Below are 19,680 nucleotides of genomic sequence, written 5' to 3'. Positions count from 1 at the left end.
GCTTCCGTGCATAACGCTGCACGATCGTGTGATCGGAAGTCCGGCTGCAAGACCGCGCGACCGTCGCTCGACAGGCGATGATCGAGCTCCGATCTGATGAAGTTTCGCGAGGCGGTCCGATACGCCCAGTCCGGTAAACCTGTTCACCGCAACGTCCGCTTTGGGTCAAACTGAGAAGAACTGAGTGCGAGCAAATGTTTTCTGCTTTGCCCTCGAACTCGGACATTGCCCGATGAAGTCGGCACTTCGCATTTGGGCCACAAGCCGACCTGGTAGCACGGGTGGCTCCCAGGAAAGCGGCCTGCGACCTCCTTCAGACCGAACGGAGGACCGATACGGTGTCATGGAGTTCCAAGCAAGCGAGCCGTTTCCGCCCAAGTCCGACGTCAATGATGCTTGACTGGAATCAACGACGGTCCGCTGTGGTCGACGGGCAATATCTCGAACAGCACATGCACCATTGGCGCATCGGTTTTGTTGAAGACGGTGTGATTGACATCGCCCGTCTCGAAGAAGAAGTCGCCCGGTCCGTAGACGATCGTCTCATTCGGCAGGACATAAGTCATGTAGCCGGACGTCACCTGCCGGATGCCTGGCCCGACATGATTATGCTCGCCCACTTGCCCCCCGGGAGCAAGCGTGAGCTCGGTAACCCGGAGCTTGTACTTTCCGTTGATCTCGGTGAGGAAGCCGCCGAGCGGCGCCTCGAATTTGATTTTGGCAACGAGGCCCTTGGTATCGACCTTTACCGGGCTGCCGCCCGTCTGCGCGACCGCTTGCCCCGGCTGCATCGCCAAGGCTATCAATGGCAACACGGTGAGCGCCTGCAAAACGTCTCGCCTCTTGTGTTCGTCGCTGGACATGAAGGCCTCCTGTTGGGATCTACAGTGGCGACTGAATTGATCACCCGCACCGCTCCGGTAGCTAGTCCAAAAACTGCACTAGTTGGCGTGCACCCCTTGTGCTACTTTGCGACATGCACCTGTATGGCCAATATTGCCCGGTGGCACGCGCAGCGGAGATTCTTGCCGATCGCTGGACCGTCCTCATCATCCGTGAGCTTCTCGCGGACGTAAAACACTTCAACGAACTCGAGCGCGGTCTTCCTCACATGTCGCGCACGCTGCTTACCGAGCGGCTGCGGCGGCTGGAGCAAACGGGCGTATTGGAACGGCGGAGCGCATCGCGCGGTAAGCCGTGCGAATATCGTCTGACACCGGCTGGACGCGAGCTCCAGCGGCTCATCGATCTACTAGGCGAGTGGGGAGCGCGCTGGGCGTTCGGTCCTCCACGACCGAGCGAGCTTGATCCGATCATTCTCCTGTGGTGGATGCGCCGGCGGGTCGCCGTGGATCGCTTTTCACGCCGTCGCGTCATCCAGTTCGAATTTCGCGGTGCACCGCAGCGCACCTATTGGCTGGTTGTCGATCCCAACGATATCTCGGTCTGCCTGAAGCATCCGAGGTTCGACGTGGATATGATCGTAACCGCCAACATCATGACCTTTTATCAGGTCTGGCTCGGCCGCTTGACCTTGCTGGACGCCACGCGCAAGAACCTCATCCATCTTGACGGTGCGCCGGCTGATGTGCGCGCATTCCCAACTTGGTTCACCTGGAGTCCCATGGCGGAGACCGTGTGCGCGGCACAGGCGGACCGTCGCACAGCGCGTATCGGGCAATCCCGACCACCAAGGCCGGAGACGAAGCCCCTTGCGCGCCGGATAGCCTCGTGAGCCGCCTCGGTCTTGTACGTCAACCAATCCCACTTCAGGCTCGCGCATCGCCATCGCCGGCCTACGGAGGTGACCACCCTCTATGACCGCTATGGGTCAAAATGCGACTTCTGGTCTGTCGAATTGGACCCGAGTACGTCCTCAATCGTCTGAAAGCCGACGTTCTTTCAAAAGTTACCAGATTGAGAATGGCCCCTCGTTAACCGAGGAGGTCACCATGACTGACGTCTTAAACACAATCGAGAGCGTCTCAAGGCACGTCCCTTGGAATAAGGGAAAGATCGTCGGCGCAAAGCCGCCGCTCCGCCCGAAGCACGTGTGGTCCATCCGGACGAAGCTCCATGTCGAGGGCCGGATCCGTGATCTGGCTCTTTTCAACGTAGCCATCGACAGCAAACTTCGGGGTTGCGACGTCGTGGCGCTCAAGGTCGACGACGTCGCGCCGAACGGCTATGCAGCCGACCGTGCAAGCGTCCGGCAGAGGAAGACGAGACGGCCGGTCAAATTCGAACTGACTGAGATGACGCGCCAAGCTATCGATGACCATCTGAGGGCGACCGGCAAGAAGCCGGGCGAATATCTGTTCACCGGCCGGCGAGGACCAAATTGCAGCCTAACCACTCGGCAGTCCGCGTGCCTGTTGTCCGATTGGCTTGCCGGTATAGGGCTGGACCCGCATCTGTTCGGGACGCATTCACTGCGTCGAACCAAGGCGACCCTTATCTACCGGCGCACCGGTAACTTGCGAGCAGTGCAACTCTTACTGGGTCACACCAAAATCGAGAGCACCGTTCGATATCTCGGAATTGAGGTAGACGACGCGCTCGCAATAGCAGAACACGTTGACGTCTGAACTAGCGGGGCAGAGCGGACATGCTCTGCCCGTCCCTTTTCGGCGGCGTGCCAGACTCGGAAGTTCCCGATTTTTGCGACACTATTACCCTGCACTTGCGAAAGCCGCCTGGGAGCCGGCGTTACCTCTCTTGCTCAGGGCAGATGCAACGGCAAAGCGAACTAGAGAGCGGGCAATTGCCGAATTCACCGCCCGAGGTAAAATCGATCGATTGCACCGAGACCGCTGGTAATCTTACTCAAACGGTCGTTATCCGACTTCAATTATCAGTATCCGGGATATCCGACGAATACCGACGGCTTTTGCGCGGAGGATGATCCGATGGAGTCCAGCAGTGCAGATTCTTCGACGATACTAGACCGCATTCTTGATGCGGCGGCGGACAATCTCAGGATCGTAAAGATTCTGGTTCAGATGGGTCTCGATCCGAACAACATCACCTACGACGCACTATTCAACCGGCTGCTGGAAATTGTGCTGGCCAACATCACGCTTGCCAATATGTTCGCCCTGGTTGGCGCCATCTTTCTTGTCGCTACCTTGCTGATGCATACAATGGTGCCGCTGCGCGTCGCGAACATGGCCGGCTGCACATTCTTTGTCGCCTTTGGCGCGCTCTCCGGAAACGTCGGAACTTTTATCCTGTATCTGCTGTTGCTACCGATCAATGCAATTCGCCTCCGCCAGATGCTCAATCTGATCAAGAGGGCACGCATCGCGACGGAGGGCGATACCTCATTGGAATGGCTCAAACCGTTCATGACCGAGCGCAAATATCGCAGCGGCGATAAATTGTTCAAGAAAGATGATGCGGCCACCGAGATGTTCCTGACGGTCACTGGAAAGTTCCTGGTCACGGAGATCAGCGTCGAAATTCCGCCGGGACGTCTCATGGGCGAACTTGGCTTCCTTACTCCCAATAAACGGCGAACCGCGACCGTCGAATGCATGGAAGACGGACAAGTCCTGACCATAACTTATGAAAGGCTGCTCGAAATCTACTTTCAAAATCCGCAATTCGGCTATTACTTTCTCGTCCTGACCAGCCAGCGCCTGCTGGAAAACATCTCGCGGCTCGAAGGAATTATCGCACAAGGGAAAGCCGCGCGGCAGACTCTGGCCACGGATGACATAGCTTAACCTTTGGCTCTTGATGTCCCGCACTTTTGGTAACAATGGCGAGTTGACGGAACTTGAAGGACTTGGCTGATGTCAGGCTCCTCAAGCCCGTCAGCACTGACGCACTCGCACGGCATGCCCGCTCCACACTGACAACCCAGCTCTTCGCTCCAAGCCCGCTTGGGATGATTTTCGCATACCCATCCAACTCCGAAGCAGGTGGGACAATTAGGATTTATCATCCCGAAAAAGTCCTTTGAACGAGCTGGCACGTAGTAGACCTTCCGATGTGATGTCGCGATACTCAACGTCGGCGAAGAACTTCGGTTCAACCCATGTCGCCTTCGGCTTCCTGACGGGCCGGGTTAGCTTCGACTTTGGGCTGACCACCGTGTCGAGCTGCTTCCTGATCTGGCTAGAGACTGTGTGGGACCAACCCGTTCCCACCTTCCCCATATAGCGCAGCTCTTTGCCTTCCTGCTTGCCGAGGTAAAGCGCCGCGACGCCGCTTGGGTCTTTGACAAAGCCGACGACGGGAAACTTGCCCTTCTGTATGGCTTTGATCTTCAGCCAGTTCTCAGTTCGCTCCGACCGATACGGGGCGTTCGCCCGCTTAGAAATGATGCCTTCCCAGTTTAACTTAACGGCGTGCTCGAACATCTTCTGCCCATCGCCGACAAGATGTTCAGAAAACAACACCGGAAGTTCGATGTCGTTTTCACCGAGCAGGTGTAGAAGGAGTTGCTTGCGTTCGATCTGCGGTCGCCTGCGAAGGTCTCCGTCGCGCCAGAGGAGGTCGAATGCGTACAAGACCAATCGATCTTGTCTGCCCGCGGCAAGTTCGGCTTGAAGTTCGGAAAAGTTGGTCCGGCCTTCATGAACTACGACTACTTCTCCATCGATGATGGTTTGACCCGGAATATTCCTTTAACGACTCTATCTCCCGCTCGCGAAAGACCTGTCTGATCTGCCTTCCGGCCTTTCTTTCCGGGGAAAGGCGATTGTGAGTATCGCAGTTAGATTTGATATCATGATGGGAGCCGCCGCCCCGTTGTGGTTTGTGTGGATAGCCTTCGCAATGGACGCGACGTCAGCGTACTTATTCGGGGTTCGTGCTCGATCAGATCGGCATGGCCTCATTGTTGGTCTCAGCCCTTATGTTCATGTCCAACTTTTCCGGTATCTTTGATCAATTAGAGCGACCCTACCGTCCCCTGCCATCGCGCGACTGCGCCTGCGGATCGGAGCGCAGGCGCATGTTGACGTCGAAGCGCTGACGTCCCTCCACGGTCGAGGCGGTGGCGCGGGTGGTGACGAACCTAGAGACGCCGCAGGCTCCGCGTTTGGGCTTCATGCGAACGCCCCTTTGTAGCTACTGAGAAGAGGCTTGCCGGCGCGCTCAAGCCGCCTCCAATGCCATCACCGCTATTGCATCGGTGCGGCCGCGGATCTGCATCGGGCCGAGATCGCGCAGCCCGACGGGTGCGGCTATGTCGAACCGTGCGATCGCGGCACATGAGGCAAGGAACCCGCCATCCACCGTCCTGCTAAGCTCCTCCAGTCGCGCAGCCGCGTTCATCGTGTCACCGTTGAAAACAATGGCTCGCTTGATGTCGCCGATCTCGCCTACAATTACTGGACCAAGATTGAGACTGCCACGAATCTTTGGCACGACGCCGAATTCGTGGGAAAATCTGGGCGCCGCGTCGAGCAGCGCTTTGCGCATGGCCAGGAAACAGCGCAACGGTCGTGCATCCACGGCCCCGACCTTCTCCGGCCAGGTGACGATCAATTCGTCGCCGACATATCCCAGAACCTCGCCACGATAGTCGACCACCGGGCCCGTCAGCACGCGGAAGGTGCGGTCGAGAAAACGATGGATGCCGATGCCCCCCAGCCGCTCCGCCAACCCGGTCGACCCGGCGATGTCCACGAACAGCACGAAACGATTCTCCTCCCGCGGCCGATGGTAACGGCCGGTGAAGAAATTGAGCAGCGTGCGCGGTCCCACCAGATTAGCAATCTGCATCACGAAATTGATCGCAACAGCGGCGAGCGCTATCAATCCAAACGAATCCATGAAGGAGTGGTTCGTCGGCAATGCGATCCCATATTCCAGGCGGCAATAGTGGATCGCGCCGTGTAGTATCGCGATCACCAACGCATAGATCAGACTTCGTAACAGCAACGAAAGGCTGAAGGACAGCCTGCCGACCCATTGGCGCGCCGGTCCCTGGGTCAGATAGATCTCCAGCATCACCAGCGTGAAGCTTATCACCACGCCGTGCAGCGCCGATATGAAGATCAATTCAGCCGTGACGTCCTTCTGCGCGAGCGCAACGCCCACGCCAACGAGGCCGCTGATGCCAACAATGCTCGCGACAATCCGAACGTGCCGCTGTAACCGCGGATTCATGGAACCCCCTCGCAAGCGAGCTTCGCGAAGGATTTTTATACCGGATTCCGGCGCAGCAGCGAACCGTCGCCTCAAGCACGTCTTAAGGCTTGCCTAACCTGGCGGCGTTGTTACGGGGCCGGCGCCAACGACTGTAGTTGTCGCCGGAGCCCTTGAGAGTGCCTTTGTCGCCGGGCTTCACCTTTGACAGGTCGACGGACTGAGCGGTGGCAAACTCCATCTTCATGGGAGGCCAGTTGAGTGCAGGCACGGGTACATGTCGATTGTCACCCTCCGCGTCGCCGCATTGACGCTGGTGACGGTGCCACTCCGTTGTCATCGGATTTGGACATGTTGCGCTTCGACATCCCGGCGGTTGCCGCGTTGAGGACCCGCGAATTGTTTGCGATGCGATTGTGGAACGTCGCGGATAGGCCTAATTTGCAGACATGGCCGACTCCTGTTGCACGCCCCCACCCCTCAACCTTGACCGCCATCGGGGCGATCAATCGTATCGCCGGGTGCTGTGGACGGTGCTCGCCGTCAATGGCGTCATGTTTCTTGCCGAGATCGGGGCTGGTCTTGCGGCCGGATCGGCATCGCTGCAGGCTGACGCGCTCGATTTCCTCGGCGATGCCGCCAATTACGCCATCAGCCTTTTCGTCGTCGGCATGGCGCTGCGCTATCGCGCCACGGCGGCGCTCGTCAAGGGGCTGACGATGGGCGCCTTCGGCCTGTGGGTCATCGCCACCGTGATCTGGCATGCCGCGCATGGCACGCTGCCGAGCGCCTTCACCATGGGCGCGGTGGGAGTTGCGGCCCTTGCAGCGAATGTCGCCTCGTTCGCCCTGTTGTGGGCGTATCGCAAAGGCGACGCCAATATGCGCTCAGCCTGGATATGCACCCGCAATGATGTGCTCGGCAATCTCGCGGTCCTCATTGCCGCACTCGGCGTGTTTGGGACGGGTACCGGCTGGCCGGATGTCATCGTGGCTGCCATCATGGCGGGTCTGGCCCTCCAGGGCGCATTCGTGGTGGTGCAACGGTCCGCCACGGAACTGAAGGCTCATCCTGCGTAGTTCGCGCTCGGCGCAGCAAGCCCGGACTGCACCGACGGACATCGTACCGACCCGAACGAGCAAGACATGCACCCTCTGTCGGCTTCAGCCGTCTGCCAGAGCCCTGCAATCATAGAAGAACTGACAGGCAATGCTCCTTCAGGCGAATCCGAAGAAGAACTGCGGAAGCTAACCGTTATCCGCAGTCCCTTGCACGGACGTCGTCAACCCCGCCGCTAACGGGATTTCGGGCCGCCCTGATAGCGCCAGGCTCGGTTGACACCCGGCGCAGGCGCCACAATGGGTGCTCCGCGGTCGTAGGCAAATGCGGAGCTCACACGTTCTTGCGCGAAACCCGAGTATTGTGCGCTGCGCCTCGCCTCGTTCGGCCAGTAGCTTTTGTCCGTGATCGTCGAGCCCGCCTGGGCGGTTGCGGACAGAGCTGCCAGCGGCAGCAACAACGAAATCGTGAGAAGGCTCTTCTTAAGCATGGTCCCGGCTCCATCGTTTAGAGAAAGCGCATCATGCGCGCCTCTAAAGATGAGTTCGGGAGCAAGCATCGATTGGTTATAGACTCACGCTGACGTGAGGCAACCGGAAAAAGCCGTGATCACCAGCGCAGCAGCCGAGGTCCCAAGACTGCGCCTGCCACCGTGCAGAGCACAATCGTGCCGCCGTACCAGACGGCAATGAACGGCAGCGAATCATCTGTGCAGTGCAGGGCATAGGCCAGCGCGCTCACGCCGCCGGCAATGAGGCCGGTGAAGGCGCCCGTGCGAGCGAGATTGGTCGGGGCGGCCTTTCGCACTGCCCATATAAGGACTGCAAAGGGCACGATCGCTATGATCGGTATCGACAAGAGGCATTCCCACCATTCATTGCCAAGAATCATCCTGTCCCAAAGCGAACTGGGCGCGGAGCCAAGGCTGACGGCCGCGAGCAAAATGGCAGCCGCAAAGGGCACTATCGCCCAAAGTGAAGCCGTGTTGCGCTCCCCTCCGGGACACGCCAGTCGGAGCAGATAGGTTGACGCGGTCGCGATGATCGCAACCGCAAAGGCGACCTTTGCGACGAGAAAGCCGACGGCACTGCCCGTCATGACGTCGGCACGTACGCCGAGCAACAGAACTGTCAACCCGAGTGCCAGCACCGTGGCGACGACGAGAGCGACGCCGACCGATCGGCGGATCACACCCCGATCAGCCGGCTCGACATGCCTACTGAGCGCTGCGATCAGTTCATTGGTCTTCATGCTTTGACCTCGTTGGCAATCAGGTTCGCCAGTGCCTTGAGCCCGCGATGAATGCTGACCTTTACCGTCGGTTCCGAGAGCCGATATCTCTGTGCCGCTTCAGCTATGCTCAGCCCTTCCAATTTGACGGCCTCGATGGCGCATTGCATGTTCTTTGGCAGCTTCCCGATCAAGCGCCGGATGTCGAAGCTGTTCTCGGTGGCGACATGATCGTCATGTGCCATGATGTCGTCGGCTTCGTCGATGGGTACGTCGGCGCGTGACGTTCGGGACCGGCGCAGGAAATCGATCAACTTGTAACGCGCGATCGCATGCACCCACGGCGTCAACGGTTCCGCCGGGTCGTAGGTGTGTCGCTGAATATGAACGGCCAACAGCGCTTCCTGCACCAAATCCTCCGCCTCCGTCGCGCCCTTGCCGAAGCCTGCGAGCTTGCGTTTGTAATAGGCCCGCAGATGGCGGCTGAGCCGCTCAAGCAGCGTCCGGTGGGACGCCGCGTCGCCATCCTGGCTGGCAAGCATCAAGGCCCGGAGTTCAACCTCGGAGGCCATCATGCCCGCCATCTTTAGTTCGCCTGTGGCATCCATTTGGTTACAGCCAGACATGAAGCTGAGCAAAAAGAGCCCGGTTTGTGGGCGGCGAGTTTGCCCCCGCGGACGGTATCCGGCCAGCAGAAAGTCCTGATGTCGAACACAAATCGGGCCTCGTCCTTGGGGGCGTCATCACTCCGCCGGTTCCGGGACGCGCGCAGGCTTCAACCGGTGCTCAACGCGGACCGGCGGCTTACGTCCGCTGTCATCGTCCGAAGGCAATCTAAGGCCCTTGACGAGCCCAAAGATCGCGGGGATGACGATAAGCGTCAGCAGCGTTGACGACATCATGCCGCCGATCATCGGCACCGCGATGCGCTGCATGATCTCCGAGCCTGTACCGGTGCTCCACATGATCGGCAATAAACCGGCCATGATGGCGACCACCGTCATCATCTTCGGGCGCACACGCTCGACCGCACCCTCCATGATCGCGTCGTAGAGGTCCTTGCGAGTCAAACGCCTCCCCTCAATATCCCGGAGGGTCTTTCTCTCCTGCAGAGCCTGATTGAGATAGATAAGCATAACCACGCCGGTCTCGGCAGCGACGCCGGCAAGCGCAATGAAGCCGACGGCAACCGCCACCGACAGGTTGAAGCCGAGCCACCACATCAGCCAGAGACCGCCGACGAGAGCGAACGGCAGCGAGAGCATGACGATCATGGTCTCGGTCACCGAGCGGAAATTGAGATAGAGTAGAAGGAAGATGATCAGAAGGGTCACTGGCACGACGATCTTGAGCCGCGCGGTCGCCCGTTCCAGATACTCATATTGCCCGCTCCAGACCACATAGTAGCCCGGCGGAAACTCGATGCTCGCCTGCACCGCGCGCTGCGCATCGGCGACGTAACCGCCAAGGTCGCGGTCGCGGATGTCGACATAGATGTAGGTCGCCAATTGCCCGTTCTCGGTCCGGATCGAGGTCGGCCCGCGCGTCGACGCGACGTTGGCGACCTCGCCGAGCGGCACGGCCCCGCCTGCGGGCATCGGCACGAGAATATCGCTTGCGATCGCCTTCGGATTGTCGCGGAGATCGCGCGGGTAGCGCATGTTGACCGTGAAGCGCTGCCGGCCTTCCACCGTCGTGGTCACGGTCTGGCCGCCGAGGGCCGTCGCAATCGTGTCCTGAACGTCCTGCACCATGATGCCGTAGCGCGACAATGTCTCGCGGTTCGGTGTGATCTCGAGGTAGTAGCCGCCGAGGCCGCGCTCGGCGTAGGCCGACGACGTGCCAGGGACGGCTTTCAGCACCTGCTCGGTCTGCTTGGCGAGCTTGTCGATCCCGGCGAGATCGGTGCCGAGGACCTTGACCCCGATCGGGGTGCGGATGCCGGTCGAAAGCATGTCGATGCGCGCCTTGATTGGCATAGTCCAGGCGTTAGAGACGCCGGGGAATTGCAGGGCCTTGTCCATCTCGGCGATAAGGCTGTCGACCGTCACCCCTGCGCGCCACTGCTCTTTCGGCTTGAGATTGACCACAGTCTCGAACATTTCCGATGGCGCCGGGTCGGTGGCGGTCGCCGCGCGCCCGGCCTTGCCGTAAACCGAGGCGACTTCCGGGAACGAGCGGATGATCCGATCCTGGGTCTGCATCAGCTCGGCCGCTTTGGTTACCGAAATACCCGGTAGCGTCGTCGGCATGTAGAGCAGCGTACCCTCATTCAGGTTCGGCATAAACTCCGTGCCGAGCTGACGCGCGGGCCAGATCGACGCCGCGAGCACGCCGAGCGCCAGCACGATCACGAGCGTCTTGGCGCGTAGCACGCCCTTGATCACCGGGCGATAAATCCAGATCAGGAAGCGGTTGATCGGGTTCTTGTGCTCAGGAACGATCTTGCCGCGCACGAAAATCATCATCAGCGCGGGCACCAGCGTCACGGACAGCAGGGCTGCCGCCGCCATGGCAAAGGTCTTGGTGAAAGCGAGCGGGCTGAACAGCCGGCCTTCCTGCGATTCCAGCGTAAAGATCGGCATGAACGACACGGTGATGATCAGAAGGCTGAAGAACAGGGCCGGACCGACCTCGGACGCCGCGTCTATCAGGATCGTGACGCGCGACCGGCCGGGTTCGGCGCGCTCGAGATGCTTGTGCGCGTTCTCGATCATGACGATCGCGGCGTCGATCATGGCGCCGACCGCGATTGCGATGCCGCCGAGGCTCATGATATTAGAGCCGATCCCGAGCAGCTTCATCGCGCCGAACGCCATCAGCACACCAACCGGCAGCATCAGGATGGCGACCAGCGCGCTGCGGACATGCAGCAGGAACACGATGCACACCAGCGCCACCACAATGCTCTCCTCGAAGAGAGTGTGCTTCAGCGTATCGATCGCCGAGTCGATCAGGTTCGAGCGGTCGTAGACCGGGACGATCTCGACCGATTTCGGCAGGCTGGTGGCGATCTCCTTGAAGCGCTTCTTGACGTTCTCGATGACATTGAGTGCATTCATACCGAAGCGCTGCAGCACGATGCCGCTCGCCACCTCGCCCTCGCCATCGAGTTCCGTGATGCCGCGCCGTTCGTCCGGCCCGAGCTCGAGGCGAGCGACGTCGCGCACCAGCACCGGCGTCCCATTGTCGGTCTTCAGCACGATGTTGCCGAGATCGTTGATACCCTTGAGATAGCCCTTGCCGCGGATGACATATTCGAACTCCGACAGCTCGACCGTGCGCCCGCCGACATCCGCATTGCTGGCGCGGATCGCCTCGCGCATCTTCTGCATCGTGATGCCGCGGTCGCGCATCCGCTGCGGATCGAGGATGACGTTGTACTGCTTGACGAAGCCGCCGACGCTCGCGACCTCGGCCACGCCTTCGGCCTTGGCGAGCGCAAATCTGAGATTCCAGTCCTGGATGGTGCGAGTATCGGCGAGATTCAACTCCTTCGACATCACCGCGTACTGGTAGACCCAGCCGACGCCCGTCGCGTCGGGCCCGATGGTCGGCGTCACGCCGGCGGGTAATCGCGACGCCGCGCCATTGAGGAATTCCAGCACGCGCGATCGCGCCCAGTAGATGTCGGTACCATCCTCGAAGATGACGTAGACGAAGGAGACGCCGAAGAAGGAGAAGCCGCGGACCACCTTCGATTTCGGCACCGTCAGCATTGCCGTGGTCAGGGGATAGGTGACCTGATCCTCTATCACCTGCGGCGCCTGACCGGGATGTTCGGTGTAGACGATCACCTGTGTATCGGAGAGGTCGGGAATAGCGTCGAGCGGCAGATGGATTAACGCATAGATACCGGCTGCGGCGGCAAAGCCGGTGCCGAACAACACCAGCAACAGGTTGCGCGCCGACCATGCGATGATGCGGGCGATCATGGTTTTGCTCCCACCATCTGTTCGCCACCGGAAAGATCGGCGCTTTGCGAGCTGCCGGCTTCGGCAAAGCCCTTCAGCGCCGCTTTCAGATTGCTCTCGGCGTCGATTAGAAAGTTGGCTGATGTGACGATCGAATCGCCTTTGGCAAGGCCATTGCGGATTTCGACGTAGCCGTCGCCCCGCCGCCCAAGCTTCACCTCGCGCGGCTCAAACCGTCCTTGCCCTTTGTCGACCAAAACGGCCTGCCGACTACCAGTGTCGAGCACCGAGCTTTCTGCCACCGCAAGCACCGGCGCCTGATTGCCGGTGTCGATCTCGGCATCGACATACATGTCGGGGAGCAGCGCGAAATCGGCGTTCGGCAATTCGATCCGCACCCGTGCCGTTCGCGTTTCCTTGTTCACCTGCGGATAGATGATACTGATACGGCCATCGAACTGACGGCCAGGATAGCTGCGTACCCGCACGGTCACGGGTTGGCCGACGACGATGCTGCCGAGGTCGCGTTCGGCGACGTCCACAATCCCCCACGCCAGCGAGACATCGGCGATGCGAAACAGTACGTCGCCCGGCTGGGCGCGCATGCCCTCGATCGCTTTGCGCTGGAGCACGATGCCCTCCCGCGGAGCCGACCAATGGACGGTGATCGGCACAGCTCGGCTTTTCTCAATCTCTGCGATCGCCGACTCCGGAACATCGAGGTTCATCAATCTCTGCCTGGAGCCGCGCCCGTATGTTTCGATGCTTGAGGTGGTCTTCGAGGTGATGGTTGCGAGATATTCGGCCGCCGCGGACGAGATAGCGGGGCTATAGATCTCCATCAATGGCTGTCCCTTGGCGACGCGACTGCCGGTCGTGACGTCGGCGACCTTTTGCACGTAGCTATCGGCGCGCATCGCGATCACAGTGATGCGGCGTTCGTCGAGCTGGATCGTGCCGGGGGCGCGGACCAGCGTCCTGATCTGGCGCGGCTCGGCGGGTTCGGACTTGACGCCGGTACGCTGGATCTTGCCGGGTGAAAGCTTCACCGACCCGTCATCGCTGTCGTCGCCTTCATAGACGGGAATGTAGTCCATCCCCATCGAGTCCTTCTTCGGCACCTGCGAGGTGTCCGGCAGGCCCATCGGGTTGCGGTAATATTTGATCTTGCGATCACCCTTGGCGTCGGCCGCCTTCATTCCCGCAGGCTGCTCGGGCTCATCGAAGCTGACATCGGCGCCGGCAGGCACAGCGCGATAGTCGCGGCCGTCAACCGTCTTCTTTGGCGTCAGCGAATAGAACGGCTTGCCGTCTGGATCCTGGAAATAGATCGGCGCGCCCGCTTCCGCGGCGTGCGCATCCAATACGACGGAATTGCCAGTCAGCGGCGGTCGCAGCTCGCGGCCGGTGATGAAAGCGGCGCCCACGGCTGCGACAATCACAACGGCGGTGCCAGCGAGACCGAGGCGGTTCATTTGTCGGCCGTTACGACGAGTTTGTTTTCAACGGTGCCGGTCTCGCCCTGCACCTTGGCGCCCAGTGAGAGCCAGCGACCTTCCATGCTGAAGTTCGCCTTGAACCGGTAGGTTCCTGGCTCCGTACCCGGCATCGGCGTCACCTTCGTCGCCATCTCCTGCATGCCATCGGGTGCCATGTCGAGCCGGGTTGCGAAGATCACCGCGTCAGGCACCGCCTTGCCGGTGGTCTTGTCGACCAGCCGCACCGTGACAATGCGGTCGGCACCGGCCTGAACGGTCGGCTGCACGAGCTGGAATTCGTAATTCTTGATGTCGGCACGCGCGGGGGTCGAGCCGATGGTGCCGGTGATGGCAGCGAGAGTTAGCGCCGCCTGTACGGCGCGCCCAAAGTTCAACGATGACATGTTCCTGATCCTTGAATCCTGTTGTCCGCACGCGACACGTGCAGCCGATCCGCGCGACCGTGAGATCGCGCGGCAGCGAACCGGCGCGCAGCGCCGGTTAGATCAGGATTCGAGGAGGATGGTCCGGCGGCGACCCGTCGTGCCCCGCCGGCAATGCGTCACTGCCCAGCGGGATGACTGAAGCCAAAGTCCCTGCTTCTGTTTCCGCAACCGTAAACGTCGGCTGCGAATACTTCATCATGCAGGTCGCAAGTAAACATTTTTGGCAATCGAACGCCGACGGCGCTTTCGGGCAGCATGGCATATCGCCCGCCATTTCCGCCGATTCCGTCTTGGCCATCGCTTGGCCCGGCGCAGCCATCGACATTGACGAAACCGGCATCGCCAACGGTGAAAGGACAACTCCTACCGCGATAAAAAACGCCAGCAAGCTGCGTATGATCAGTCGGCGATTCATCGATGGCAGATACTCATAATTCCTTACGGGAGGAAAGCGGGCCGGTCCGTACCGGGCTTACATTTGAGCGATCGTTTCAGGTTAACGTTGAGAATCACTTCCATAAACCCAAATTCGACCTCTCTATCTCCGCGGTTACAAGCTCACGCCAAAGTGAGCCAAGGACAGTTTTCCGGCCGTATCGGACGAAAAAGCCGGGCAATTTCATGGCGAGCCAACGCTTGATGCCAAGAGGCTTCAAGACCCAGCTCGTTAACCAATCACGTCCACGCCGAGAAACCGCATGAAGGTTTGCTGGCCACTCGGGCCGAAAAGAACAACATCGTATGGTTTAGGAGCGCCGCCCTCCATGCCGGGCGATCCGACAGGCATACCCGGGACCGCCAGACCAGTGGCGGTCGGCCTCTTCTTTAGGAGACGCCGCACCGCTACCGCCGGAACGTGCCCTTCTAACACGTACCCATCAGCTTCCGCGGTGTGGCAAGCAGCCAGATCCGCCGGCACACCCAATCGCGCCTTAACCGGCTGGAGGTCCGCGGTTTCAACCGCGGTGACAACAAACCCCGCGCCTTCGAGATGACGCACCCAGCCCGCGCAGCAAGTGCAATTCGGATCCTTATGAACCAGAATTCGTGGCGTGTCGGCCCAGGTTGGGTAGACGGGCGACACCAGGAACGCCGCCGCCAGACGCAAGGCACTTCGCCGCGTTACGCCTCTCACCATCTCAGACATCTGTGCCCTCCATAACTCATATTCCTGTAGTTGAGCACGATTGCTGTGCGCGCGAAGGAGTCACGTTCATCTCTTCACTTTGCGGGAGTGATCGACTCGACCGTGTACGAACCGCCCGAGCCGCTAAGGGTGAAATTGATTTTGTCGCCGGTCTTCACTTTGGAGAGATCAACCGACGGCGCGACAGCGAATTCCATCTTCATGGACGGCCATTTGATGGCAGGAATTGGCCCATGGTCGAGTGTCACTTTGTGATCGGCCGCGTTGAGTGCCATGACCGTTCCCGTCCCCTTGGCGGTGGTCGGCGCCATCTGCTTGGAACTTTCCATGCCGCGCATGTCCTTCATTCCCTGCGCAAGCGATTCGTCCGTAGCCAGCAGCGCGGTACCCAACCCCAGCAACAATATCAATGCACCAAGCACCTCGTGCCGTGCTTGGAAGATGTGACGAGAAACGAACATTAGTGCTCCTTTGCTTCCGTTCGAGATAATTGACCAACGAGGTTTGGCCGATGCGATGCAGCAGTCGCAGTTCTTCTGCGAATGCGCCACTTCGCTGTCTAGTTCGGGAATAACGGCAACTCGGTTACAAGCTCACGAGATCGTGAACGCCGAGTACGGGCGAGTGCACGACCGCAGCGCCCGACCTGAAGTCCTCATTGCGGTAACGGGCGATCAGGGCACGTCGTTGATAGCCTTCTTCCAACCGCGGAAGCGGTAACCGTGGCCTGTTACGGTTTCGATGGAAGCTGCGAAGGGGCCAAGCTTCTTACGTAGTGATCCGACCACGGCATCGACCTTGTTCGAACCCGCAACGGGCGTATTCCAGATTTCTGCGAGCATCTCGTCGCGGGTCACCACGCGTCCGCTCGCCTGGATCAGGGCTGACATCACAGCGTACTCCAGCGGCGTTGTCGGTCGGTGCTGACCATCCAAGACGATCTCGCGATTTGCCTCATCGAGCCGGCAGCCGGAAGACGTCGCCGATGATTTCGTCGCGGGTTTCTCCTCGCCGGCCAGGAATGAGTGGATCGTATCCGCAATCGCGTCGCCATCGACCCACGGCAAATGTATGTCCCCATCCAGCGTTATCAGGCGCGCGCGAGGCAACTCCGCAGCGAGCCGTTGGCCGGCCTCAATCGGAATCGCACGGTCCTTACGCCGATGTAAGACCAGCGCCTCGGCGCCGGCGCTCGATAGGACATCTACCGCATTCATGTCACAGCTCAGGCGCAGCAATTGCGCCGCCTGTTCTGCATTTGCCCAGTAACGCTGGTTTCGCGAAAACTCTTCTGAATCCTGAGGCGAGGCGCCAGGCAGGAAGATCGCGGTAAGCGCGACCGATCCAAGACCCCAGTGCGCCGTCACAAGATTGGTAAGCGCATCCCGCAGATCCGGCGTTGCGATATCGGACCCGTCCGCATACGAGCCATAAAAACACAATCGACGGATTCGCTCCTGATGAGCTGCCGCATAGGAGAGCGCAACTGGTCCCGCGCATGACACCGCGAACAACGAGAACTGGCTATCGCCGATCGCATCAGCGATCGTTGCGAGCAACTGCACCTCGTCCGCCAGCGTTCGCGGTGGAACATCGCGGTCGCTTAAGCCGGTTCCTGGCCGGTCGTAGCGGACGACGCGAAAGCCCTCCGCGAGGCGGGTGAAAAAGCGGCGAAACGCCGGGTGTTCCCAATCGCGCTCGACATGACTGACCCACCATGCGGGGCAGAGAATGAGCGGCCCTTCACCGACCATGGCATAGGCGACGCGGGCGCCATTTGCGTCCCGAATGAATCGAATGACCTGCACAGCCGGTATCGATCCTCCCAAGGCTCTCATTCAATTCTCACAGCAATTTCACCTCATTTTCAAGCTGTGCCCTCAGCCCGCCGACAGATTCCGGAGAGTTGGCGCGGCCGCCTCATCCGGGCTATCCTTTCTAGGCGATCGTCATCTCCATTGATGTTGGAGGCAATCTATGACCATGGACATGACAACGATGGGCTCCGGCATGATGCTGGCGATGGGCATTTATCACCTCGCCATTTTCGCCTTTGCTCTGCTTGGGATTGCGGCGTCGATCAAATATCTGCGCTCCTAAACTTGTCAGGCTTAAGATTCAAGATTGCGGGAATCGATGCGCGCCAGAGGTGAAGGGCATGTTTGCGGTTGACGCCACTGCACGACGCATTGCCGCTATCAAGGCAACCGCAGGTCAGACGCTGCGGAGCAAGCCAATTTTGTCCGGCACGTTCTTGGTTGGGTTGCTGGCCGGTGGAGGTTTGACCGTACTAGTCCACCAATGGTGGATCTCGCCGTTCAGCCTCTGCTTGTCCTCCTCTGCCGGGTTGCAGCAGATCAACAACGCGCAAAGGGATCTGGTCCTTGCGTTCACGTTGTACCCGGTCACCACGTCGGCGGGACAAATCGCAGTGCTGACCGCCGCGGTCGCTGCGCTCATTGGTTTTCTGCTTTGGACCAGGCGAGCGATGTCGGCCTCATTCTTTTTGGGCGTGCTCGCGGGTACCGGCTTCGTCTTGAGCTTTGATATCGTCTGGGTCCATTGGATCTTTGGCCTACATCACCTCACCAACACGCAAATGGACCTTGTGCTTGAGCCCTTGTTCGTCTTGCTCGGACTCGCTTTCCTGTGGTTTGCGATAACACGAGAGCGCCGCTACACTCCAAGTAGCGCCGCTCAACCTAAGTGAGCTGTGTTGTTGGGGGTCACCAGCGCAGCAACCTGGGGCCAAGCATTGCTCCCAGACCTGCGCAGATACCGATCGGGACGCCGTACCAAATCGCTATCACCGGAATCCAATGGTCCACACAAGGCAGCGCACAGGCCGTTGCGCCCAAGCCGCCCGCGACGAGTCCTGCTATCTCGCCGGCGAACGACTGGTCGGTCGGTGCCCCGAACCGGAGCGCGCAAACGAGAGCCACAAACGCCGGAATTGCAAGCAGCGGGATCGAAAGGAGACACGTGACCGAGTGTTCCTCGTAGATCATGTCAGACCACTCAGTCACACGGACGGAAGCCAGCGCGGAGGCAGCGGCTGCGACGACCGCAACGAAGGGAAGGTAGATGAGTGCTGGGGAATTCCGCATATCTACGCGCGGGCGAGCCACCTTTGGCAGAAAGGTTGCCGCCGTCGCGGCGACACCAGCTCCAAATAACAGTTTGGTCACGAAAACGTCCGGGTGCGGACGACCGAGCAAATTGGGAACGGACCCGAACACCGCGAACATAATCGAGAGCGCCGCGGCCGCGCCAATCGCCAATGCAATCAGTAGAGCTCGGCTGACGCTGCTTTGATCGACCGGCTTCAGGTCTGCGACTAACGATTCGATCAATTGATCGGTGCGCATGGTTGTCATCCTCAAGACTGTGACACCTGGCGGACTGGCGTTAGTAATCCCCGGCATAATCCGTTTGGACGGGCCCGGTATTGAGCTGTCGAGAGAGAGCGAACACCGCTTTCATGAACATCCATGAACCGATCGCCTGGTTCCCGACGAACCTTGCTATGTGCCCGCTTTGGTCACCTTCGAAAATCGAAGCGGCTTGGATCCCGATGATGGCGTAGCCGTGTTCCTCTCGCGCCAGCAATGGCGCTCCGGAGGAACCCCGCCCTGCCGTGCAGTTGTGGATCAGCGTGTCCCAAAGCAGATCGCGAATCGTGCAGGCCGAATCGAGACTGAGAGCCTCCGCGTCGGCGACATCGTCGGTGTAGGCGGGAAGCTGGACTTGCGGTTCAGATATTTCCAGCGTCCCGATGGAGTGACGGCTGAGAACAAAGGGTTGAACGCCCAATGGCGCCCGATCCAGAACCAGTATCGCCCAATCTCTCGCTGCGTCGCGGACAGTTTCGTGGCCTACGCTTTGCCTCGACCCGACCGCCCAGACGGTCGCACCAAACTTGGCATTATCGTTTCCCGACCGGTAGCCAGGCTGAAACGAGAAACTGGATCGTCCGATCGTACCATCTTTCTCCATGATGCAGTGAGCAGCGGTCACAATGATCCGCGGATCAAGGAAAATCGCAGCCGTACATGTCATCGTGCCCTTGAATTTCCCAACCGCCGAGTACGGCGAGAGCCGCGCATCGACAATCTGACGGTGACTGCCGTCGAATAGCGAAGCGGACGTTTTGTCGGCCGGAGCCGCGAGTTGCAGGCTGACGCCCGAGGACAGCTCTAGCCACATGACTGCAAGCGAGATGATGAAACATCCGAGCAAACTTTTTGCGATAACCATTTCTTCCTCCCGCGCTGCGATCGCGCCGTGCCAACGAATGGTATTGG

23 protein-coding genes are annotated in these 19,680 nt (G+C 59.9%); 7 read left to right on the top strand and 16 right to left on the bottom strand.

Features of this window, described 5'->3' with window-relative positions:
* Positions 1-386 precede the first annotated feature (386 nt).
* On the bottom strand, positions 387-830 hold the full coding sequence (locus tag V1290_RS27065; RefSeq protein ID WP_334367194.1) for a cupin domain-containing protein: 444 nt from the start codon (positions 828-830) through the stop codon (positions 387-389).
* Positions 831-976: 146 nt separating this feature from the next.
* On the opposite strand from V1290_RS27065, the gene V1290_RS27060 reads away from it, so the two are divergent.
* The 3 genes from V1290_RS27060 to V1290_RS27050 all read left to right on the top strand — a co-directional run bounded on the left by V1290_RS27060 (position 977) and on the right by V1290_RS27050 (position 3,728).
* Positions 977-1,735 (top strand): winged helix-turn-helix transcriptional regulator, encoded by a 759-nt coding sequence (locus V1290_RS27060; RefSeq protein WP_334367193.1) that lies wholly within the window; start codon positions 977-979, stop codon positions 1,733-1,735.
* 217 nt (positions 1,736-1,952) lie between these two features.
* Positions 1,953-2,588, top strand: a complete 636-nt coding sequence (locus V1290_RS27055) for a tyrosine-type recombinase/integrase (RefSeq protein WP_334367192.1) — start codon at positions 1,953-1,955, stop codon at positions 2,586-2,588.
* A gap of 321 nt (positions 2,589-2,909) precedes the next feature.
* Positions 2,910-3,728 (top strand): Crp/Fnr family transcriptional regulator, encoded by an 819-nt coding sequence (locus tag V1290_RS27050; RefSeq protein WP_334367191.1) that lies wholly within the window; start codon positions 2,910-2,912, stop codon positions 3,726-3,728.
* Positions 3,729-3,935: 207 nt separating this feature from the next.
* On the opposite strand, the gene V1290_RS27045 is transcribed toward V1290_RS27050, so the two are convergent.
* From V1290_RS27045 to V1290_RS27030, 4 genes are all read right to left on the bottom strand, one after another.
* Complete coding sequence (locus V1290_RS27045; RefSeq protein WP_334369188.1) at positions 3,936-4,610, bottom strand: ATP dependent DNA ligase; 675 nt, start codon at positions 4,608-4,610, stop codon at positions 3,936-3,938.
* A gap of 301 nt (positions 4,611-4,911) precedes the next feature.
* The gene (locus V1290_RS27040) at positions 4,912-5,061 is read right to left on the bottom strand and encodes a hypothetical protein (RefSeq protein ID WP_334367190.1); all 150 of its coding nucleotides are present in this window, start codon (positions 5,059-5,061) and stop codon (positions 4,912-4,914) included.
* A 45-nt stretch (positions 5,062-5,106) separates the two neighbouring features.
* Positions 5,107-5,964, bottom strand: coding sequence for an adenylate/guanylate cyclase domain-containing protein (locus tag V1290_RS27035; RefSeq protein WP_334369186.1), 858 nt, complete (start codon positions 5,962-5,964; stop codon positions 5,107-5,109).
* Positions 5,965-6,205: 241 nt separating this feature from the next.
* Positions 6,206-6,343, bottom strand: a complete 138-nt coding sequence (locus tag V1290_RS27030; protein WP_334369185.1) for a hypothetical protein — start codon at positions 6,341-6,343, stop codon at positions 6,206-6,208.
* A gap of 208 nt (positions 6,344-6,551) precedes the next feature.
* On the opposite strand from V1290_RS27030, the gene V1290_RS27025 reads away from it, so the two are divergent.
* Positions 6,552-7,181: a cation transporter gene (locus tag V1290_RS27025; RefSeq protein ID WP_334367189.1), complete on the top strand. Its 630-nt coding sequence runs from the start codon at positions 6,552-6,554 to the stop codon at positions 7,179-7,181.
* Between the two features lie 215 nt (positions 7,182-7,396).
* Here V1290_RS27025 and V1290_RS27020 read toward each other — a convergent pair whose 3' ends face one another.
* The 6 genes from V1290_RS27020 to V1290_RS26995 all read right to left on the bottom strand — a co-directional run bounded on the left by V1290_RS27020 (position 7,397) and on the right by V1290_RS26995 (position 14,187).
* Positions 7,397-7,651 carry a hypothetical protein gene (locus tag V1290_RS27020; RefSeq protein ID WP_334367188.1) on the bottom strand — a complete coding sequence of 85 codons (255 nt, stop codon included), beginning with the start codon at positions 7,649-7,651 and terminating at the stop codon, positions 7,397-7,399.
* Positions 7,652-7,770: 119 nt separating this feature from the next.
* Positions 7,771-8,412, bottom strand: coding sequence for a DUF1109 domain-containing protein (locus V1290_RS27015; RefSeq protein ID WP_334367187.1), 642 nt, complete (start codon positions 8,410-8,412; stop codon positions 7,771-7,773).
* Positions 8,409-8,966, bottom strand: coding sequence for a sigma-70 family RNA polymerase sigma factor (locus V1290_RS27010; RefSeq protein WP_334369183.1), 558 nt, complete (start codon positions 8,964-8,966; stop codon positions 8,409-8,411). The genes V1290_RS27015 and V1290_RS27010 overlap by 4 nt, the downstream gene beginning before the upstream one ends.
* A gap of 168 nt (positions 8,967-9,134) precedes the next feature.
* Positions 9,135-12,326, bottom strand: coding sequence for an efflux RND transporter permease subunit (locus V1290_RS27005; RefSeq protein ID WP_334367186.1), 3,192 nt, complete (start codon positions 12,324-12,326; stop codon positions 9,135-9,137).
* Positions 12,323-13,780, bottom strand: a complete 1,458-nt coding sequence (locus tag V1290_RS27000; RefSeq protein WP_334367185.1) for an efflux RND transporter periplasmic adaptor subunit — start codon at positions 13,778-13,780, stop codon at positions 12,323-12,325. Before V1290_RS27000 ends, V1290_RS27005 begins: the two co-directional genes overlap by 4 nt.
* Entirely contained in the window at positions 13,777-14,187 is a 411-nt protein-coding gene (locus tag V1290_RS26995) for a FixH family protein (protein WP_334367184.1), read from the bottom strand. Before V1290_RS26995 ends, V1290_RS27000 begins: the two co-directional genes overlap by 4 nt.
* 173 nt (positions 14,188-14,360) lie before the next feature.
* Here V1290_RS26995 and V1290_RS26990 point away from each other — a divergent pair, with 173 nt between their 5' ends.
* Positions 14,361-14,663 carry a hypothetical protein gene (locus V1290_RS26990; protein ID WP_334367183.1) on the top strand — a complete coding sequence of 101 codons (303 nt, stop codon included), beginning with the start codon at positions 14,361-14,363 and terminating at the stop codon, positions 14,661-14,663.
* 233 nt (positions 14,664-14,896) lie between these two features.
* Here V1290_RS26990 and V1290_RS26985 read toward each other — a convergent pair whose 3' ends face one another.
* From V1290_RS26985 to V1290_RS26975, 3 genes are all read right to left on the bottom strand, one after another.
* The gene (locus tag V1290_RS26985; RefSeq protein ID WP_442895019.1) at positions 14,897-15,376 is read right to left on the bottom strand and encodes a DUF411 domain-containing protein; all 480 of its coding nucleotides are present in this window, start codon (positions 15,374-15,376) and stop codon (positions 14,897-14,899) included.
* A gap of 74 nt (positions 15,377-15,450) precedes the next feature.
* On the bottom strand, positions 15,451-15,837 hold the full coding sequence (locus V1290_RS26980; protein ID WP_334367182.1) for a copper-binding protein: 387 nt from the start codon (positions 15,835-15,837) through the stop codon (positions 15,451-15,453).
* Between the two features lie 213 nt (positions 15,838-16,050).
* Complete coding sequence (locus tag V1290_RS26975; protein ID WP_334369180.1) at positions 16,051-17,130, bottom strand: alpha/beta fold hydrolase; 1,080 nt, start codon at positions 17,128-17,130, stop codon at positions 16,051-16,053.
* Between the two features lie 223 nt (positions 17,131-17,353).
* Here V1290_RS26975 and V1290_RS26970 point away from each other — a divergent pair, with 223 nt between their 5' ends.
* Positions 17,354-17,476 (top strand): hypothetical protein, encoded by a 123-nt coding sequence (locus V1290_RS26970; RefSeq protein ID WP_334367181.1) that lies wholly within the window; start codon positions 17,354-17,356, stop codon positions 17,474-17,476.
* A 58-nt stretch (positions 17,477-17,534) separates the two neighbouring features.
* Positions 17,535-18,086 carry a hypothetical protein gene (locus V1290_RS26965; RefSeq protein WP_334367180.1) on the top strand — a complete coding sequence of 184 codons (552 nt, stop codon included), beginning with the start codon at positions 17,535-17,537 and terminating at the stop codon, positions 18,084-18,086.
* 16 nt (positions 18,087-18,102) lie between these two features.
* Here V1290_RS26965 and V1290_RS26960 read toward each other — a convergent pair whose 3' ends face one another.
* Positions 18,103-18,744 (bottom strand): DUF1109 domain-containing protein, encoded by a 642-nt coding sequence (locus V1290_RS26960; RefSeq protein WP_334367179.1) that lies wholly within the window; start codon positions 18,742-18,744, stop codon positions 18,103-18,105.
* A 40-nt stretch (positions 18,745-18,784) separates the two neighbouring features.
* Positions 18,785-19,633, bottom strand: a complete 849-nt coding sequence (locus tag V1290_RS26955; RefSeq protein ID WP_334367178.1) for a trypsin-like serine peptidase — start codon at positions 19,631-19,633, stop codon at positions 18,785-18,787.
* Positions 19,634-19,680 lie beyond the last annotated feature (47 nt).

The sequence above is a fragment of the Bradyrhizobium sp. AZCC 1578 genome, from assembly GCF_036924675.1.
In the GTDB taxonomy this organism is placed as follows: Bacteria; Pseudomonadota; Alphaproteobacteria; order Rhizobiales; family Xanthobacteraceae; genus Bradyrhizobium.
This window is presented reverse-complemented; position numbering and strand designations above follow the sequence as displayed.

What these genes read in the sequence shown, in the direction of transcription:
- V1290_RS26970 (WP_334367181.1), top strand. Translation starts at nt 17,354, where the DNA reads ATGACCATGGACATGACAACGATGGGCTCCGGCATGATGCTGGCGATG.
- V1290_RS27020 (WP_334367188.1), bottom strand. Translation starts at nt 7,651, where the DNA reads ATGCTTAAGAAGAGCCTTCTCACGATTTCGTTGTTGCTGCCGCTGGCA.
- V1290_RS27010 (WP_334369183.1), bottom strand. Translation starts at nt 8,966, where the DNA reads ATGATGGCCTCCGAGGTTGAACTCCGGGCCTTGATGCTTGCCAGCCAG.
- V1290_RS27030 (WP_334369185.1), bottom strand. Translation starts at nt 6,343, where the DNA reads ATGGAGTTTGCCACCGCTCAGTCCGTCGACCTGTCAAAGGTGAAGCCC.
- V1290_RS27000 (WP_334367185.1), bottom strand. Translation starts at nt 13,780, where the DNA reads ATGAACCGCCTCGGTCTCGCTGGCACCGCCGTTGTGATTGTCGCAGCC.
- V1290_RS27040 (WP_334367190.1), bottom strand. Translation starts at nt 5,061, where the DNA reads ATGAAGCCCAAACGCGGAGCCTGCGGCGTCTCTAGGTTCGTCACCACC.
- V1290_RS27005 (WP_334367186.1), bottom strand. Translation starts at nt 12,326, where the DNA reads ATGATCGCCCGCATCATCGCATGGTCGGCGCGCAACCTGTTGCTGGTG.
- V1290_RS26960 (WP_334367179.1), bottom strand. Translation starts at nt 18,744, where the DNA reads ATGCGCACCGATCAATTGATCGAATCGTTAGTCGCAGACCTGAAGCCG.
- V1290_RS27060 (WP_334367193.1), top strand. Translation starts at nt 977, where the DNA reads ATGCACCTGTATGGCCAATATTGCCCGGTGGCACGCGCAGCGGAGATT.
- V1290_RS27035 (WP_334369186.1), bottom strand. Translation starts at nt 5,964, where the DNA reads ATGCTGGAGATCTATCTGACCCAGGGACCGGCGCGCCAATGGGTCGGC.
- V1290_RS26955 (WP_334367178.1), bottom strand. Translation starts at nt 19,633, where the DNA reads ATGGTTATCGCAAAAAGTTTGCTCGGATGTTTCATCATCTCGCTTGCA.
- V1290_RS27050 (WP_334367191.1), top strand. Translation starts at nt 2,910, where the DNA reads ATGGAGTCCAGCAGTGCAGATTCTTCGACGATACTAGACCGCATTCTT.
- V1290_RS27025 (WP_334367189.1), top strand. Translation starts at nt 6,552, where the DNA reads ATGGCCGACTCCTGTTGCACGCCCCCACCCCTCAACCTTGACCGCCAT.
- V1290_RS26980 (WP_334367182.1), bottom strand. Translation starts at nt 15,837, where the DNA reads ATGTTCGTTTCTCGTCACATCTTCCAAGCACGGCACGAGGTGCTTGGT.
- V1290_RS26985 (WP_442895019.1), bottom strand. Translation starts at nt 15,376, where the DNA reads ATGTCTGAGATGGTGAGAGGCGTAACGCGGCGAAGTGCCTTGCGTCTG.
- V1290_RS26990 (WP_334367183.1), top strand. Translation starts at nt 14,361, where the DNA reads ATGACTGAAGCCAAAGTCCCTGCTTCTGTTTCCGCAACCGTAAACGTC.
- V1290_RS26975 (WP_334369180.1), bottom strand. Translation starts at nt 17,130, where the DNA reads ATGGTCGGTGAAGGGCCGCTCATTCTCTGCCCCGCATGGTGGGTCAGT.
- V1290_RS26965 (WP_334367180.1), top strand. Translation starts at nt 17,535, where the DNA reads ATGTTTGCGGTTGACGCCACTGCACGACGCATTGCCGCTATCAAGGCA.
- V1290_RS27015 (WP_334367187.1), bottom strand. Translation starts at nt 8,412, where the DNA reads ATGAAGACCAATGAACTGATCGCAGCGCTCAGTAGGCATGTCGAGCCG.
- V1290_RS26995 (WP_334367184.1), bottom strand. Translation starts at nt 14,187, where the DNA reads ATGTCATCGTTGAACTTTGGGCGCGCCGTACAGGCGGCGCTAACTCTC.
- V1290_RS27055 (WP_334367192.1), top strand. Translation starts at nt 1,953, where the DNA reads ATGACTGACGTCTTAAACACAATCGAGAGCGTCTCAAGGCACGTCCCT.